We start from the raw sequence: 15,084 nt of genomic DNA on the forward strand, positions 1-15,084 counted from the left end.
AGGTTCTCCTCTCGGGCCGACTTGCCGCCGACCTCTCACTTGCTTGGCAATGGCAAGCTATTGCATGCAACCGGCCCGGCAATGACATTGCGTCCGGAAGGCTTGGCAATTCATCCAAATCCGGCAATCCACGGCAGCCGGGCCGGGATGGTCTCAGCGGTCTTCGGAGGTGCCGTCGACGGTGCGCAGATGGCTGGGCGCGATGCCGACGATCCGCTTGAATGCCCGACTGAACGACGCTTCGGAATCGTAGCCCAGCCTTGCGGCGACCGTCGAAACCCGCATCCGATCGTCGATCAGCCACTGTCGCGCCTGATGCATGCGCACAAGGGCAACATATCTTGCCGGCGTCTCGCCAACGATGGCCGTGAACCGTTCGGCGAAGGCCGAACGCGAGGCGCCCATCTCGTGGGCGAGCGCTTCGACGGTCCAGGTCTTCTCGGGCTGCAGATGAATGGCCGCCAGCACGCGACCGATGTCCCGATCCCTGATCGCCGCGATCCAGCCGCTGGTGTCGTCGCCGCTGTTCTCTACCCATGAACGGATGATGCTTGCGGCCAGCACATCAGCCAGTCGCGCCAACATGCCGCCGGAGCCGGCCCGATTCATGGTCACTTCGCCAGCCATGGCTTCCAGCAGGTGTGGGATGCCGGGCTCACCCGCCATCAATTCCCCGGCGCGCATCATATCCGGCATCATGCCCAGCAAGGGGTGCGATCCGTCCAGGTTGAAGTGCATGCTGCCGCAAAACAGCAAGGTCATCGGGCCGCGGCCTCCGTTCGAGACATTGAAAACGTTGTCCTGCAAAGGCTCGACACTGTAGCGTTCGATCGGCACGGCAGGGATGCCTGGCGCGCTGGCAAGGACATGCTCGGGGCCGCGCGGCAAGAGCAATGCATCGCCGGCCTTCAGTTCAATCCATTCCCCGGAGCGCGAAAACAGCCAGCATCCGCGGCGACCGATGAAGTGAAACCGCGCCGCCTTCTGAGCTGGAAACAACACCGCCCACGGCTCACCAAGTTCGCAGCGGCCGTAGTCGACGCCATCAAGCCGCAATCCGCGCAACATGTCAGTCAGCGGACCGCCTGGGGCCGGCAAGATAGTCTTGGAAGAGGTGAAAACCATGCCGATTTCTAGCTTGGAATCACCAGCCCGTCACGGCCTCCATGCGTTAGTTGGCTTGACGGATATCAGCCTGTTCCTCGGCGCGTAGGTGGCTAGGCGCCGAGCCGATGACGCGCTTGAAGGCGCGACTGAAGGCGGCGTCCGATTCATAGCCGAGACGCGCGGCAACAACGGAGATCTTCATCCGGTCGCGGATCAGCCATTGTCGCGCCTGATGCATTCTGACCTGGGTGACATATTTTGCCGGCGTTTCGCCAACGATGGTGGCGAAGCGCTCGGCAAATCCCGATCGTGAGGCGCCCATCATTCGGGCCAGCGACTCGACGGTCCAGTCGTGGTTCGGTTCGAGATGGATGGCGGCCAGCACGCGGCCGATTTCGCGGTCCCTGACCGCGGCGATCCAGCCGGACGAGTCACCACAGCCGCGTTCGACCCATGAGCGGATGACGGTGGCGGCAAGCACGTCAGCCAGCCGCGCCAGGATGCCGCCGGAGCCGACGCGTTCCATCGTCACCTCACGCGCCATCGATTCCAAAAGATGCGGAATGCCGGGTTCGTAGGCTTCCAACTCATGTGTGCGCATCACATCCGGCATCATGCCGAGCAAGGGGTGCAAGCCGTCAAGATTGAAGTACATGCTGCCACAAAACAACAGGGTTCCCGGCCGGCAACACTCCGACATGCCTTCGTTCGACATGCAGTAGACGTCCTTGCAGACCTCCTCGACTTCGTAGCCATGGATCGGCCAGGCCTGGGCGCCGGGTTCGCTGGCAAGCACATGGGCCGCACCGCGCGGCAGCAGGATCGCATCGCCTGCATTGAGCTCCACCCATTCGCCGGACGGCTGCTTCAGCCAGCAGCCTTTGCGGCCGATGAAATGAAACCGCGCCGCGGGCTGGGCCGGGAACTGGATGCCCCAAGGCTCCTTCAGTTCGAAGCGGCCGTATTCGACGCCATCGAGACGCAGCCCCCTCAAGATGTCGGTCAGCGGGTCGCCAGTGATTGGAATTTTGGACGAATGGTCAAACATGATGGGGTTTCTAGCATGGAAACTCCAGGCGGTCACTCCCTATATGTTGCATTGCAGCCAAATGCTGCGCTGCAACACATCGGAGACTGACCATGGCCGAACCCGCGACAGGCGTCATCGACGCCATACTTTTGAACCCCGCAGATTCCGACGAACGAACCGAGCCGGCCTGGGGTGCCGTGGTCTCGCTGGCACTTGGGGTGTTTGGTCTGGTGACGGCGGAATTCCTGCCCGCCAGCCTGCTGACGCCGATGGCGCGCGATCTTGGCGTCAGCGAAGGCGTTGCCGGGCAAGCGGTGACGGCCACCGCGATCGTCGCGGCGGTCGCCGCGCCGACCATGGCGATCATCACAAGGCGCATGGACCGCAGGCTGGTGATGTGGATGCTGACAGGGTTCCTGATCCTGTCCAACCTTCTGGCCACCTTCGCCTCGACGCTTACCGTGCTTCTGCTGGCCCGCGTCGTGCTCGGCGTTGCACTCGGCGGCTTCTGGGCGATGTCGGCGGCGATGGCGTTGCGGCTGGTGCCGATGCGGCTGATGCCGCGCGCCATGTCGATCATCCTGACGGGCGTTTCACTGGCGACCGTCACGGCCGCTCCAGTGGGCGCCTATGTCGGCGATATCTGGGGCTGGCGCATCGCGTTCATGATCGCGACAGTTGTCGCTGCGCTGGCGCTGCTGGTGCAGGTAGCCGCCATTCCGAAATTGCCGCCGGTGGGTGTGGCTAGCTTCCGCACCTTGCTCGACGTGCTGGAGCGTCCGTCGATCAGGGTCGCCCTGCTGGTCGTGCTGCTGGTCGCTTCCGGGCACTTTGCTGGCTTCACCTATGTCCGCCCCTTCCTCGAGAAGGTGCCCGTGCTCGACATCGAGACGATCTCGCTGGTGCTGCTGGCCTATGGCATAGGCGGCTTCTTCGGCAATGTCGCCGGCGGCATCCTGGCCGAACGCAGCCTCAAGGCAGCCGTTGCGCTGGCACCCCTGCTGATTGCGCTGGCCGCCGCCTCGATGCTGGTTTTCGGCGCTTCACCCACGGTCGCCGCTGCCGCTGTTGCGGTCTGGGGTTTTGCCTTCGGCGCGGTGCCGGTCGGGCTGCAGAGCTGGCTGGTGCGGGCCGCGCCCGATCAGGCCGAAAGCGCCGGCGGACTGATGGTGGCGACGTTCCAGGTGGCGATTGCGCTCGGCGCCGTCTTCGGCGGCCTGCTGGTCGACCATGCCGGCGTCGCCAGCGCCTTCGCCTATTGCGGCGCGGCGACGCTGCTGGCGGCCATCGTGGTGTTCCTGCGCGGCCCGAAGCGCGCCGAGTAGCCTGGGCGCAAATCAGGCTTCCCTGACACTGCGCGTCGGCCCGGGAACCATCACGGTTCTCGGGCCGACGCCGTTGTGATGGCAGCGACGAAGCGGTTCAGGCTGTCCTCGACATAGGCGGCCAGTTCGATCGCCGGGTCAAAGCTCCACCACAGCAACGAGCCTTGCCAATGCGAGGCCATCAGCAGGCCGATGTCGCGTGGCGGGTTGGGCGTTTCAGCAAAACAGGCTGCAAGTGCGTCGCACAGGAACGCCTTCCAGGCGGCACCGCGCGCCCTGAGCACCGGATCGCGCAGATCCTCGCGCAGCACAAGCAGGCCTTCGGCATAGGATTCGATGCCGCCATAGCCTTGCGACAGCGCCACCAACAGCGCGACCGCGCCGGTGGGGGTTCTGGGAACAGTGGCTGCCAGCGTCCTGGTGTTCTCGTCGAGACCGTCCCAGGCGTGCAGCAAGGTGCGCTGTTTCAGCTGCGCCTTGTTCTTGAAGCGCTGCACCAGCGTTGCACCGGAGAGACCACAAGCCTTTGCCAGGCGCTCGAAGGTGAGTGCTTCCGGACCATGCTCGTGGATCAACCGGTGCGCGGTCTCCAGCACCTGCTCGTCGGACTGGGTTTTTGGGCGAGTCATCTTGACATCCTGATATAACCGAATGATCATTTATATATGATGTAAGCAGCACAGACCAGCCCGTGTCTGATCGATGAGTGCGTTTTTGGGAGAGTTCAATGACGTTGCAAGGAAAAGTTGCCCTGGTCGCCGGTGGGACGCGCGGCGCCGGACGAGGCATAGCGGTCGAACTCGGCGCTGCCGGTGCCACAGTCTATGTCACCGGGCGCAGCACGCGCGCCCAACAATCCGAATATGCCCGGCCCGAAACCATCGAGGAAACTGCGGAACTGGTCTCGGCGAACGGAGGCAAGGGCATCGCCGTGCAGGTCGACCATCTGGTGGCCGATGATGTGCGCAGACTGGTTGAGCGCATCCGCAGTGAACAGGGCCGGCTCGACATACTGGTCAACGACATTTGGGGTGGCGAAAAGCTGTTCGAGTGGAACAAGCCGGTCTGGGACCACAATCTGGACAATGGTCTGCGCATGCTGCGGCTTGGCATCGACACGCATCTGATCACAGCACACCATGCGTTGCCGCTGCTGATCGAACGTCCGGGCGGGCTGCTCGTCGAAGTCACCGACGGCACGGCCGAATACAATGCCGACCACTACCGGCTGTCGCCCTTCTACGACCTTGCCAAGGTCGCGGTGACGCGCATGGCATGGGCGCACGCCAAGGATCTCGCAAAATACGACGCAACGTCTGTGTCGCTGACGCCCGGCTGGCTGCGTTCGGAGATGATGCTGGAAGCCTTTGGCGTGAGCGAGGACAATTGGCGCGACGCCACCGCTGAGGTGCCGCATTTCGTCATTTCCGAGACGCCACGCTTCGTCGGCCGCGCCGTTGCGGCTTTGGCGGCGGATGCGGATCGCTCGCGCTGGAACGGGCAGTCGCTGTCCAGCGGCGGGCTCGCGCAGGTCTACGGCTTTACCGACCTCGACGGCTCACGGCCCGACGCCTGGCGGTACGTTCCTGAGGTCCAGGATGCCGGCAAGCCCGCCGATGCGACGGGCTATCGATAGGTAATTTGATTCCTGCGCAATTCCGGACTGAAAACCGCTGCGCACTCTGGAATTGCTTCACGCCGAACGCCCGTCGAAATCGAAGACCGACAGGGTCGAGGGGTCGAGATCGGCCACGCAGTTGATGTTGATGTAGGCACTGCGTTCACGGCCTTCACGGACATCCTCCGCAAAGGGATGGATGCCGCAGGCCCGGCAGAACCGGTGTGCGATGGCATGGTTGCCGAATGTGTAGGTGCCGAGATCGTCGCCCCAGGCCAGGACCTGCAAGGTCCCGTGCGGGATGGCACACAGCAGGGCGCCCTTGCGCGAGCATATCGAGCAATTGCACCGCACGGCGCCGGTCAGTTCGGCCTTGAATTCGAAGGCGACTTTGCCGCAGTGGCAGCTGCCTTTGTAGAGCATAGGATTTCCTCGCATTCGACAGGGTGCAAAACTGCTTGCGCCGGGTTAAGTCTCGGCAAGCCATGCCTCAAGGACGTTCAAGGCGTCTGGAGTCCGACACCGAAAATGCAATCAGTCCGTGATCGACTGGAAATCATCCTCGCGCGGCTCGCTGCCCATGCGGGTGAAGAGCGCGTGTTCACGAAGCTCTATGCCGAAGCCGCGCGAGCGGCGGCTGATGCCAGCGATGCCCGCAAGCGGGCAGGGGTGAGGCTCGGGCCGCTCGACGGTACCATTGTCTCGATCAAGGATCTGTTCGATGTCGCCGGCGAACCAACCACGGCCGGCTCGCTGATGCGCAAGACCGCCGCGCCCGCCTCGCACGATGCCGCCGTCGTCAGCCGGCTGCGGCAGGCCGGCGCGGTCATCATCGGCAAGACCAACATGACCGAATTCGCCTTTACCGCGATCGGCGACAATCAGCATTTTGGCACGCCCGGCAATGCCGTTGACGCCAGTCGCATTCCGGGCGGCTCTTCCTCGGGCGCCGGCGTTTCCGTCGGCGAGGGGACGAGCGAGATATCGATCGGTTCCGACACCGGCGGTTCGATACGCATTCCGGCTTCACTCAATGGTGTTGTCGGCTTCAAGCCGACAGCGCGGCGCGTGCCGCTCGCCGGCGCGTTCCCACTGTCCGCCACGCTGGACTCGATCGGTCCGCTTGCCCGAACCGTTGCCCAGTGTGCCGCCGCCGCCGCCGTGATGGCCGGCGAGGTGCCGACCGCGCTGACGCCGATTGCACTTGCTGGGCTCCGCATAGGCATTCCGCGCGGCGTCCTTTTCGAAGAGACGGAAGGTGAGGTCGCGGCAGCGTTCGAGCGCTGTCTCGGCAAGGCCGAACGGGCCGGCGCACAGACCGCGGATTTGTCGATCGATGATCTGCTTGCCGACATGCGCGCGGCCACCAAGCGTGGTTCGATCGCCGCGATGGAAGGGGCCGAAGTGCATGCCGACTGGCTGGCGACAGGGGCACCGGTGCCGGTAGACCCGCACGTCAGCGGGCCTTTGTCGCGGGCAGCAATGCTGCCAACCCCTATATACATCAGGGCGCTGCGCCGTCGCACAGCGCTCGTCGCTGCGATGGATGAGCGGCTGGCATCGGTCGATGTGCTGGCCCTGCCGACCACACCGGTGACAGCGCCGACCATCGTCTCGATGACTGAAGATGCCGAACTGCGCGACCGTATTGAAGGCCTGCTGCTGCGCAACACGCAGGTCGCCAACCAGTTCGACCTTTGTGCGATTTCGCTACCGATGCAAGGCACGGCGCTGCCTGCCGGATTGATGCTGGTGGCGCGCAACGGGCATGACCGGCGCCTGCTGCGGATTGCGGCCGAAATAGAGGCGCTGCTTGGCGCGTGACCAGGGCTGAACTGACTATCAGTGCGACGAACAGTGCTTGCGTTCGCTGTCCTTGGCGGTCCGTATGATGCGGGTCGCGACCAGCCATGGCAGGCTGTACTCGTTGCCGGTGATGGTCTGGGTGCGGTGCTCGATCGAGCCCCTGACGACGATCTTTCCGCTGTAAAGCACGTCGGACTGATCGATTATCGCCTTGTCGGCCTGCGGCAATCCGCTGGCGTCGATCGACACGCCCTTGATGATCGTGCCGGTGGCAAGGTCGAGCGCGCTGTTCGACGGGCAGGGCGCCTTGAAGCAGCGCAGTCCGTTGTCGCAATAGACATAGCTGCTCTGGGCCGCGGCGAGTGCCGGCAAGGCGCAGATGGACGAGGCAATCAGAAATGCGAGGCGAAGACCGGACATGGCTCGCAACGTCGCGGAGAATTGGGGCGAAACCGCGATGCGCTATATGTCGAGAGGAAACCGCCTGCGGTAGTGATCGACCACTTCGGGGTTGCGTAGGTTGACCGGCAGTTTGCCCGCCAGCACCAGCAACGCTTCGCTTGCCGCGCCGACGCCCATGCGCATCATCGATTCCTCGGTAATGCCTGCCATATGCGGGGTGATGATGACGTTGTCGAAGCTGAAATAGGGATGATTTGACGGCAGCGGTTGCGTCGAGAAAACGTCTAGTGCTGCACCGCCGATGCGGCGTTTCTGCAAGGCCTCGATCAGCGCATCGTCATCGACGACCGGCCCGCGCGACACGTTGATCAGCAGCGCGTTGGGCTTCATGCGGGCGATGCGCTCGCGGCTGATCAGGCCGCGCGTCTCCGGCGTCAGCGGGCAGCAGAGCACGATGATGTCGCTCTGCTCGACCAGCGCGTCGATCGACAGAAAGCCGACTTTTTCGGGCGCCGGCTGCATGCTGCGCGTCGTGGCCACCACTTTGAGGTCGAAACCATGCGCCGCGATATGGCCGACGGCCTGGCCGACGGCGCCAAGGCCGACGATGCCGATGGTCTTGCCGGCAAGTTCGATGTTGGAATTGGCGTGCTCGCGTCCGGCGAGCCAGCCTTTGGCGCGCAGGTCGCGGTCGACCCTGCGGAATTGCCGCAGCAGCGCAAGTGCGGTGAACATCACATGTTCGGCGACCGAGCGGGCATTGACCGCCGGCACGTTGGCCACCAGCACGCCGGCCGCAGCGGCTGCTTCCATCGGAATCATGTCGAGCCCGGCGCCGTGGCGGATCGCTGCCCGCAGCTTCCAAGCCCCTTCGAACAGTGCAGGCGGCAGTGGCGCGCGCACGATGACGATGTCGGCGTCTTTGGCCTCTCTGGTCAAGGTGGCAGGATCGAGCGCCGATGCGATGACGAGTTGACCAGCGCCGGCCAGCTTGGCTGAAGCGCGCGGGTGCAGCGGATGGGTCGACAGAATCTTCGGCACGGTCTGGGCCACGGTCAGGCCTTTTCGAGCGCGGGGCTTGGCGGCGCAACCGCCTTGCCGCCTTCGATCAGGCCCTTCCAGTAGCTCTCCGCCCCTTGCAGATGGGCGCTCATCAGCGCCTGGGCGAGATTGCCGTCGCGGCGCAGCAGCGCCTCGTAGATCTGCACGTGCTCGGCATGCGAGCGCACGCTGCGTTCGGGATCGTTGAAGTAGATCGGCAGGCGCTGTTCGCCCATCAGATAGTAGACGCTGCAGATGTTATGGAAGACGCTGTTCTTGGTGGCGCGCACGATCTCGAGATGAAACTCGCGGTCTTCCTTGGCGAGGCCTTCGCCGGCGGCGATGCGCTCCTCGGATGCCTTGAGGATCTCGCGCAGCCGTTCGAAATTCTCCTCGGTGGCGCGCGAGCAGGCAAGCTCGGCGGCCTTGATCTCATGGATCTTGCGCAGCTCGACCGTTTCATAGATCTGCAAGGGATCAAGCGGCAGGCCGGCGCGCGCGAACAATGCCAGCGCTTCGACACTGGCCTGCTTGGTGTCGATATAGATGCCGGACTTGGCCCGGCGCTCGACGATGCGCATGGCTTCGAGGATGGCCAACGCCTCGCGGATCTGGCCGCGGCTGACGCCGAAATGCTCCGCCAGCTCACGTTCCGACGGCGTGCGGCCGGTCTCGCTGTCCGAGTGGGAGAACAGATAGGCGGCGAGTTCCGCGAGGAGGTTCTTTTCTTTCATCGTCAACTGCGTTGCGCGTGCGCCTCCAGGAATCGCTCAGAAATGGTGAATCCCAATCCGGGCTTTTCCGGGATCGCTATCATACCGTCCTTTGCTTCGACAGTCTCTTCGATCAGATCGTGGATCATCGGGTTGGCGCCGAGCGAATATTCGACGGTAAAACTAGACGGCGAGGCGGCACAGACATGCAAGCCGGCGAAGAAGCAGGGTGCGCCGGCCCACAGATGCGGCGCAAAGCGCAAATTGAAGGCGCTGGCGATGGTGCCGATCTTCATCGCCTCGCTGATGCCACCGCAGAAGGCGGGATCGGGCTGGAAGATGTCAGCCGCTTTCAGCACAGCAAGGTCGCGGAAGGCATAGCGTGTCGCCTCGCTTTCGCCGGTGGCGATCGGAACGGAGCCTGATGCCCGCACTTCAGCCATGCCCGGCTTGTCGTCGGCGATGATAGGCTCCTCGAACCAGGCGAGATCCAGATCGTTGACTAGGTGGATGAAGCGCTTGGCTTCGGCCACCGTATAGGTGCCGTGCGCATCGACCATCAACTCGACATCGGGGCCGAGCGCCTGCCGTGCGGCGCGGACGCGCGTGGCGGACACATGTGCTGCGCCGTCCATGGCGCCAACCCGCATCTTCAGGGCCTTGAAGCCGCCCTTGGCGATGTAGGACTTCAACTGCTCGCCGATGGCGTCGGCGGCCGCCCAGCCGCCCGAGGCATAGGCCGGCATGCGATCGAGCTTGCGGCCACCGAGCAGCCGCCAGACCGGAACGCCAAGCGATTTGCCGAGGATGTCCCACAACGCGATGTCGACGGCGCTGATGGCGGCGATGCTCATGCCGCGCCGCGCCAGCTGCGGCATGGCGTGGCCGGCGCGGGCGGCGCTGTCGTGGCGCACGCCATTGTAGAGCATTTCCCAGATGACGCCGATGTCGGCCGGATCGCGGCCGATCAGCTGCGGCCCGACCTCATGGTTCAGCATGTGGACAAGCGCACCGTAGCTGCCGGCGCTGCCGGCGGCGTTCTTGCCTTCGCCCCAGCCGACCAGCCCGTCATCGGTTTCGATGCGCAGGATGGCGGCGTCGAAGGTCGTCACCTGACCGAAGTCGCTGCGGTGTTGCCGAGCGGCTTCGATCGGGATGCGGACCCACCAGGCTTGGACGGTCTTGATGCGCATATTCTTCCCCAGCCCTGCCGCCGCCTGGCGGAAGGGCAAATTCCCCAACAGCAGTCGGCTACTTGATCAGCGGCAGCAACGTTTCAGCGTTGATGCGCATCTGGTCGGTGTAGAACTTTTCCGTGAGCACGCTGGAGCCGTGGTCCTGGATGAACTTCAGCTGTTCTGGCGAGATGTCGACCGGATTGCGCTCGACCATGTCGGGATAAGGTGCAGCCGGTGTCCGGTCGACGGGCGCGACGAACTCGTTGGTCAGCGCGCCATCGTAGCCGATCTCCCGCAAGGTGGCGACGATCCTCGGCCAGTCGATCTGGCCAAGGCCGGCGGCGAAACGGTTGTTGTCGGCGACGTGGAAATCGAACAGCCGCTTTCCGGCCTGCCGGATCGCGTCATAGACGTTAAATTCTTCCATGTGGATGTGGTAGGCATCGAGGCAGACGCCGCATTCAGGGCTGACCGCGTCAGCCAGCGCCAGGGCCTGGGCGCCGCGATTGAACAGATAGGTCTCGAAGCGGTTGAGCGGCTCGACCGCGATCTTGACGCCGACCTTCTTGGCATGGGTGAAGCATTCCCGGGTCGCATCGACAACCCACTTCCATTCCTCTTCCTCGGTGCCGTCGGGCACGACCTTGCCGACCGTCGCCGGAACCAGCGTGATGATCTCGCCGTCGAGTTCGCTGACCATGGTCAGCACGTCCTTGACATACTGAACGGAGCGCTCGCGCTGGCCCTGGTTTTTGGCCGCGAGGTTGCGCTCGCCCAGCATCAAGGTCACCGCGCCCCAGCAGCGGATGCCATGCTCCTTCAGCAGCGCGCGCGTCTCCTTGGTCTTGTATTGCTCGGGCTCGCCGGAAATCTCGATCGACTCATAGCCGAATTTCTTGATGCGCTTGAGCGTCGTCTCCAAGGGTTCCGCGCGCATCCAGTTGTGCGTCGAAAGATGCATGGTCTGTCCTTCCCAATTCGTCTCTATGGTTCGCCTGCGACATGCATCGCCAAAAGGCGAAGCAAGGGTTCCTCCCCAAGGCATCCCCAGCCTTTTCTCGCAAACTGGTTCGACCAATTGGGCCTGAAAGGAGATCTACAGCAAATTCTGCGGGACGGCAAGAAGCGTGGGAAGGCAACTTCCAATGCAGATTACTTCATTGATTATATTGATCTATATGCCTGGATTTCGCATGCCCAAAGAGGTTCGACGGTCCATTGCGAGGCTTGACCAAATTCCCATATTTGGTAATACCAGAATGGCGCGTACACAATGCGCTCGATCTGAAAAGACCAAAGTGGCTGGCCCTGCTTCCAATCGGCGCTATGCTCGGTCGCGAGAACAATGAGGGAGGATGCCGATGCCGACGACAATGAAGGGCCCTGGACTGTTTCTGGCGCAGTTCGCGGGCGATGCCGCGCCGTTCAACTCGCTGGCGTCGATCACCAAATGGGCGGCTGGTCTCGGTTACAAGGGCGTGCAGATCCCGACTTGGGACGCGCGGCTGTTCGATCTCAAGAGAGCGGCCTCTTCCAAGGCCTATTGCGACGAGGTGAAGGGTATCTGCGCCGACGCCGGCGTCGAGATCACCGAACTGTCGACGCATCTGCAGGGGCAATTGGTGGCGGTGCATCCGGCCTATGACGCGCAATTCGACGGCTTTGCGCCGGCTTCGGTGCACAACAATCCAAAGGCGCGGCAGAAATGGGCGGTCGAGCAGATGAAGTTCGGCGCCAAGGCCTCGAAGAACCTTGGCCTGAAGGCCTCGGTGAGCTTTTCCGGAGCCTTAGCCTTCCCTTACCTCTACCCGTGGCCACAGCGGCCGGCCGGATTGATCGAGGAAGCCTTTACCGAACTCGGCAAGCGCTGGAAGCCGATCCTCGACGTCTATGAGGACAATGGCGTCGATGTCGGCTACGAGATCCATCCCGGCGAGGACGTGTTCGATGGCGCGACCTTCGAGATGTTCCTCGACGCGGTCGGCGGCCACAAGCGCTGCAACATCAACTACGATCCGTCGCACTTCCTGTTGCAGCAGCTCGACTATCTGGAATTCATCGACATCTATCACGAGCGCATCAAGGCGTTCCACGTCAAGGACGCCGAGTTCAACCCGACCGGCCGGCAAGGCGTCTATTCCGGCTATCAGAGCTGGACCAACCGCGCCGGCCGCTTCCGTTCGCTAGGTGACGGGCAGGTGGATTTCGGCGGCATCTTTTCCAAGCTGACACAGTACAATTATGATTCCTGGGCGGTGCTGGAATGGGAGTGCTGCCTGAAGCATCCGGAAGATGGCGCGGCCGAGGGCGCGCCTTTCATCCAGCATCACATCATCCGGGTGACGGAGAAGGCATTCGACGATTTCGCCGGCGGCGCTACGGACAAGAAAGTGCTGCGCGCCATGATGGGTATCTGACGCGGTGTTACCCTCCCCCTTGAGGGGAGGGGTCGATCCGCGTAGCGGATCGGGGTGGGGTCGCCGGGGGCGTAGAGCTCGGCATGAACCGACCCCACCCGGCCCTTCGGGCCACCCTCCCCTCAAGGGGGAGGTGAGCAACAGCAAGGAGAAAAACATGGTCGGCGCATCGAAGTCGGAAGCGGGAGGCGGCCCGATCCGCTATGGTATGGTCGGCGGCGGGCAAGGCGCCTTCATCGGCGCAGTGCACCGGATCGCGGCGCGCCTGGACAATGACTTCGTGCTGGTTGCTGGTGCTTTGTCATCCGACCCAGCTCGCGCAAAGGCCTCGGCCGCTGAGCTCGGGCTCGACCCCGATCGCAGCTATGCGTCCTATGCCGAGATGGCCAAGGCCGAGGCCAAGCGGCCCGACGGCATCGAGGCGGTAGCTATCGTCACGCCCAACAATGTCCATGTACCGGCGGCAAAGGCTTTCCTGGAAGCTGGCATCCACGTCATCTGCGACAAGCCGCTGGCGACGACGCTCGCCGAAGCAAAAAAGCTGGCGGCCGTGGTCGAGAAGACCGGTAAGGTGTTCGTGCTGACGCACAACTACACCGCCTATCCGATGGTGCGGCAGGCGCGCGAGATGGTCGCCAAGGGCGTGCTCGGCGACATCCGCATCGTGCAGTCCGAATATCCGCAGGACTGGCTGACCGAGGACTTGGCCGCCACCGGCCAGAAACAGGCGGCGTGGCGCGGCGATCCGAAACAGGCAGGCGCCGGCGGCGCGCTGGGCGATATCGGTACGCATGCCTATAATCTCGCCCGCTTCGTCTCCGGGCTGGAGCTGGATTCCCTGTCGGCCGATCTCGACGCCTTCGTGCCGGGACGGCTGCTCGATGACAATGTCAACGTCATGCTGCGCTTCAAGTCTGCGGGCAAGACGCATCCGGCAAAAGGCATGATCTGGGCAAGCCAGGTGGCGCCGGGCCACGAGAACGGGCTGAAGCTGCGCATCTATGGCTCGAAGGGTGGGCTGGAATGGGTGCAGGCCGACCCGAACTATCTCTGGTACACGCCGTTCGGCCAGCCCAAGCAATTGATCACCCGCAACGGCGCCGGCGCGCTGCCGGTAGCAGGGCGTGTCAGCCGCGTGCCGTCGGGCCATCCCGAGGGCTATCTCGAAGGCTTCGCCAACATCTACCAGGAGGCCGCGAGGGCCATCCGCGCGGCGCGTCGCAAGGGCGGCAAGCCGGCAAAGGATGTCGTCTTTCCGACCATTCACGACGGCGTCGAAGGCATGGCCTTCATCGAGGCCTGCGTGAAGTCGTCGAAGAAGAATGGGGCCTGGACGAAGCTCTGACCAAGGGTGCAGATATTCAGGTGATGCCGGCCTGCAAATGGCAGCTTCCTGCGCTTCCGGTGCTCACGTACCAAAAGTACGCTCCGCTCCGGTTCTCGGAACCAGCCATTTTCGACTCGGCCTGACCTGAATCTCAACACCTTGGGGCATCAACAGGGAACTGGGAGGGGCGTCGATGAAAATCGGCATGTGCATGTTCTTGTGGACGACGGCCGTGTCGAAGAAACACGAGCCGTTGCTGCGCGATATCAAGGCGACCGGCTTCGATGGCGTCGAGATACCAATCTTCGCCGGCACGCCGGACGACTACAAAAAGCTCGGCGAGCTGCTCGACCGCATCGGGCTGGAGCGGACCGCGGTTTCGGCCATGGGCGATCCGGCGATGAACCTGATCGCGGCCGATGCGGCAATGCGCAAGGCCGGTGTCGACTACATGAAATGGGCTATCGACTGCGCCAATGCGCTCGGCGCCAGCAGGCTGAGCGGCCCGCTGCATTCGACGCTCGGCGCCTTTTCCGGCGCTGGGCCGACGGCCGTCGAGAAAAAGCGCTCGGTCGCCTCGCAACGCGCCATCGGCGATCATGCCGGAAAGAGGAACGTCACCATCGGGCTTGAGGCGCTCAACCGCTTCGAATGCTATCTCCTCAACACGATGGCGGATCTGTCGGAGCATATTGACGCCATCGACCGGCCGCACATCAAGGCGATGTACGATACCTTCCACGCCAATATCGAGGAGGCCGACCCGATCGGCGCCTACACAAAACACCGCCGGAATGTCGTGCATATCCACATCTCCGAGAATGATCGCGGCGTGCCCGGGCGCGGCAACATTCCATGGAAGGAGACATTCTCGGCCATCCGCAAGAGCGGCTATGACGACTGGCTGACGATCGAGGCGTTCGGGCGTTCGCTCAAGGATTTAGCGGCGGCGACCAAGGTGTGGCGCGATTTTTCGGAGAGCCCGGAAGCGGTTTATCGCGAGGGGTATGAGCATATCAGGAACGGGTGGAAACGAGCGGCTTAAGCGCTCACTTCGTCATCACGGGCGAAGCGGACGCGGAGACCCGTGGATGACGAAGTGAGCGGTGGGCTGCCGGCA

The 15,084-nt window shown here is 63.4% G+C and carries 15 protein-coding genes; 6 read left to right on the forward strand and 9 right to left on the reverse strand.

The window, feature by feature from the left end:
- Positions 1–153 precede the first annotated feature (153 nt).
- Together C8D77_RS00580 and C8D77_RS00585 are read right to left on the reverse strand one after the other, a co-directional pair.
- On the reverse strand, positions 154–1,125 hold the full coding sequence (locus C8D77_RS00580; protein WP_109658674.1) for an AraC family transcriptional regulator: 972 nt from the start codon (positions 1,123–1,125) through the stop codon (positions 154–156).
- A gap of 46 nt (positions 1,126–1,171) precedes the next feature.
- Positions 1,172–2,155, reverse strand: a complete 984-nt coding sequence (locus tag C8D77_RS00585; protein ID WP_109658675.1) for an AraC family transcriptional regulator — start codon at positions 2,153–2,155, stop codon at positions 1,172–1,174.
- A 92-nt stretch (positions 2,156–2,247) separates the two neighbouring features.
- Here C8D77_RS00585 and C8D77_RS00590 point away from each other — a divergent pair, with 92 nt between their 5' ends.
- On the forward strand, positions 2,248–3,462 hold the full coding sequence (locus tag C8D77_RS00590) for an MFS transporter (protein ID WP_109658676.1): 1,215 nt from the start codon (positions 2,248–2,250) through the stop codon (positions 3,460–3,462).
- A gap of 50 nt (positions 3,463–3,512) precedes the next feature.
- Here C8D77_RS00590 and C8D77_RS00595 read toward each other — a convergent pair whose 3' ends face one another.
- A complete protein-coding gene (locus tag C8D77_RS00595) occupies positions 3,513–4,091 on the reverse strand; it encodes a TetR/AcrR family transcriptional regulator (RefSeq protein ID WP_245462926.1) in 579 nt (192 codons plus the stop codon).
- A 98-nt stretch (positions 4,092–4,189) separates the two neighbouring features.
- On the opposite strand from C8D77_RS00595, the gene C8D77_RS00600 reads away from it, so the two are divergent.
- The gene (locus C8D77_RS00600; RefSeq protein WP_109658678.1) at positions 4,190–5,098 is read left to right on the forward strand and encodes an SDR family oxidoreductase; all 909 of its coding nucleotides are present in this window, start codon (positions 4,190–4,192) and stop codon (positions 5,096–5,098) included.
- 57 nt (positions 5,099–5,155) lie between these two features.
- On the opposite strand, the gene C8D77_RS00605 is transcribed toward C8D77_RS00600, so the two are convergent.
- Positions 5,156–5,503, reverse strand: coding sequence for a GFA family protein (locus C8D77_RS00605; protein ID WP_109658679.1), 348 nt, complete (start codon positions 5,501–5,503; stop codon positions 5,156–5,158).
- A gap of 105 nt (positions 5,504–5,608) precedes the next feature.
- On the opposite strand from C8D77_RS00605, the gene C8D77_RS00610 reads away from it, so the two are divergent.
- Positions 5,609–6,904: an amidase gene (locus C8D77_RS00610; protein ID WP_109658680.1), complete on the forward strand. Its 1,296-nt coding sequence runs from the start codon at positions 5,609–5,611 to the stop codon at positions 6,902–6,904.
- 18 nt (positions 6,905–6,922) lie between these two features.
- On the opposite strand, the gene C8D77_RS00615 is transcribed toward C8D77_RS00610, so the two are convergent.
- Genes C8D77_RS00615 through C8D77_RS00635 form a run of 5 tightly spaced genes read right to left on the reverse strand, consistent with a single transcriptional unit; the run spans position 6,923 to position 11,181 of the window.
- Positions 6,923–7,306: a hypothetical protein gene (locus tag C8D77_RS00615; RefSeq protein WP_109658681.1), complete on the reverse strand. Its 384-nt coding sequence runs from the start codon at positions 7,304–7,306 to the stop codon at positions 6,923–6,925.
- A 42-nt stretch (positions 7,307–7,348) separates the two neighbouring features.
- A complete protein-coding gene (locus C8D77_RS00620; RefSeq protein ID WP_425453681.1) occupies positions 7,349–8,341 on the reverse strand; it encodes a hydroxyacid dehydrogenase in 993 nt (330 codons plus the stop codon).
- A gap of 2 nt (positions 8,342–8,343) precedes the next feature.
- On the reverse strand, positions 8,344–9,063 hold the full coding sequence (locus C8D77_RS00625; protein ID WP_027043339.1) for a FadR/GntR family transcriptional regulator: 720 nt from the start codon (positions 9,061–9,063) through the stop codon (positions 8,344–8,346).
- 2 nt (positions 9,064–9,065) lie between these two features.
- Positions 9,066–10,235, reverse strand: coding sequence for a mandelate racemase/muconate lactonizing enzyme family protein (locus C8D77_RS00630; RefSeq protein WP_109658682.1), 1,170 nt, complete (start codon positions 10,233–10,235; stop codon positions 9,066–9,068).
- A gap of 58 nt (positions 10,236–10,293) precedes the next feature.
- Positions 10,294–11,181: a sugar phosphate isomerase/epimerase family protein gene (locus tag C8D77_RS00635; RefSeq protein WP_109658683.1), complete on the reverse strand. Its 888-nt coding sequence runs from the start codon at positions 11,179–11,181 to the stop codon at positions 10,294–10,296.
- Between the two features lie 400 nt (positions 11,182–11,581).
- On the opposite strand from C8D77_RS00635, the gene C8D77_RS00640 reads away from it, so the two are divergent.
- The 3 genes from C8D77_RS00640 to C8D77_RS00650 all read left to right on the forward strand — a co-directional run bounded on the left by C8D77_RS00640 (position 11,582) and on the right by C8D77_RS00650 (position 15,009).
- Positions 11,582–12,637 (forward strand): sugar phosphate isomerase/epimerase family protein, encoded by a 1,056-nt coding sequence (locus C8D77_RS00640; protein WP_109661111.1) that lies wholly within the window; start codon positions 11,582–11,584, stop codon positions 12,635–12,637.
- A gap of 157 nt (positions 12,638–12,794) precedes the next feature.
- Positions 12,795–13,982 (forward strand): Gfo/Idh/MocA family protein, encoded by a 1,188-nt coding sequence (locus C8D77_RS00645; RefSeq protein WP_109661113.1) that lies wholly within the window; start codon positions 12,795–12,797, stop codon positions 13,980–13,982.
- A gap of 175 nt (positions 13,983–14,157) precedes the next feature.
- Complete coding sequence (locus C8D77_RS00650; RefSeq protein WP_109658684.1) at positions 14,158–15,009, forward strand: sugar phosphate isomerase/epimerase family protein; 852 nt, start codon at positions 14,158–14,160, stop codon at positions 15,007–15,009.
- Positions 15,010–15,084 lie beyond the last annotated feature (75 nt).

The sequence above is a fragment of the Mesorhizobium loti genome, from assembly GCF_003148495.1.
In the GTDB taxonomy this organism is placed as follows: Bacteria; Pseudomonadota; Alphaproteobacteria; order Rhizobiales; family Rhizobiaceae; genus Mesorhizobium; species Mesorhizobium loti.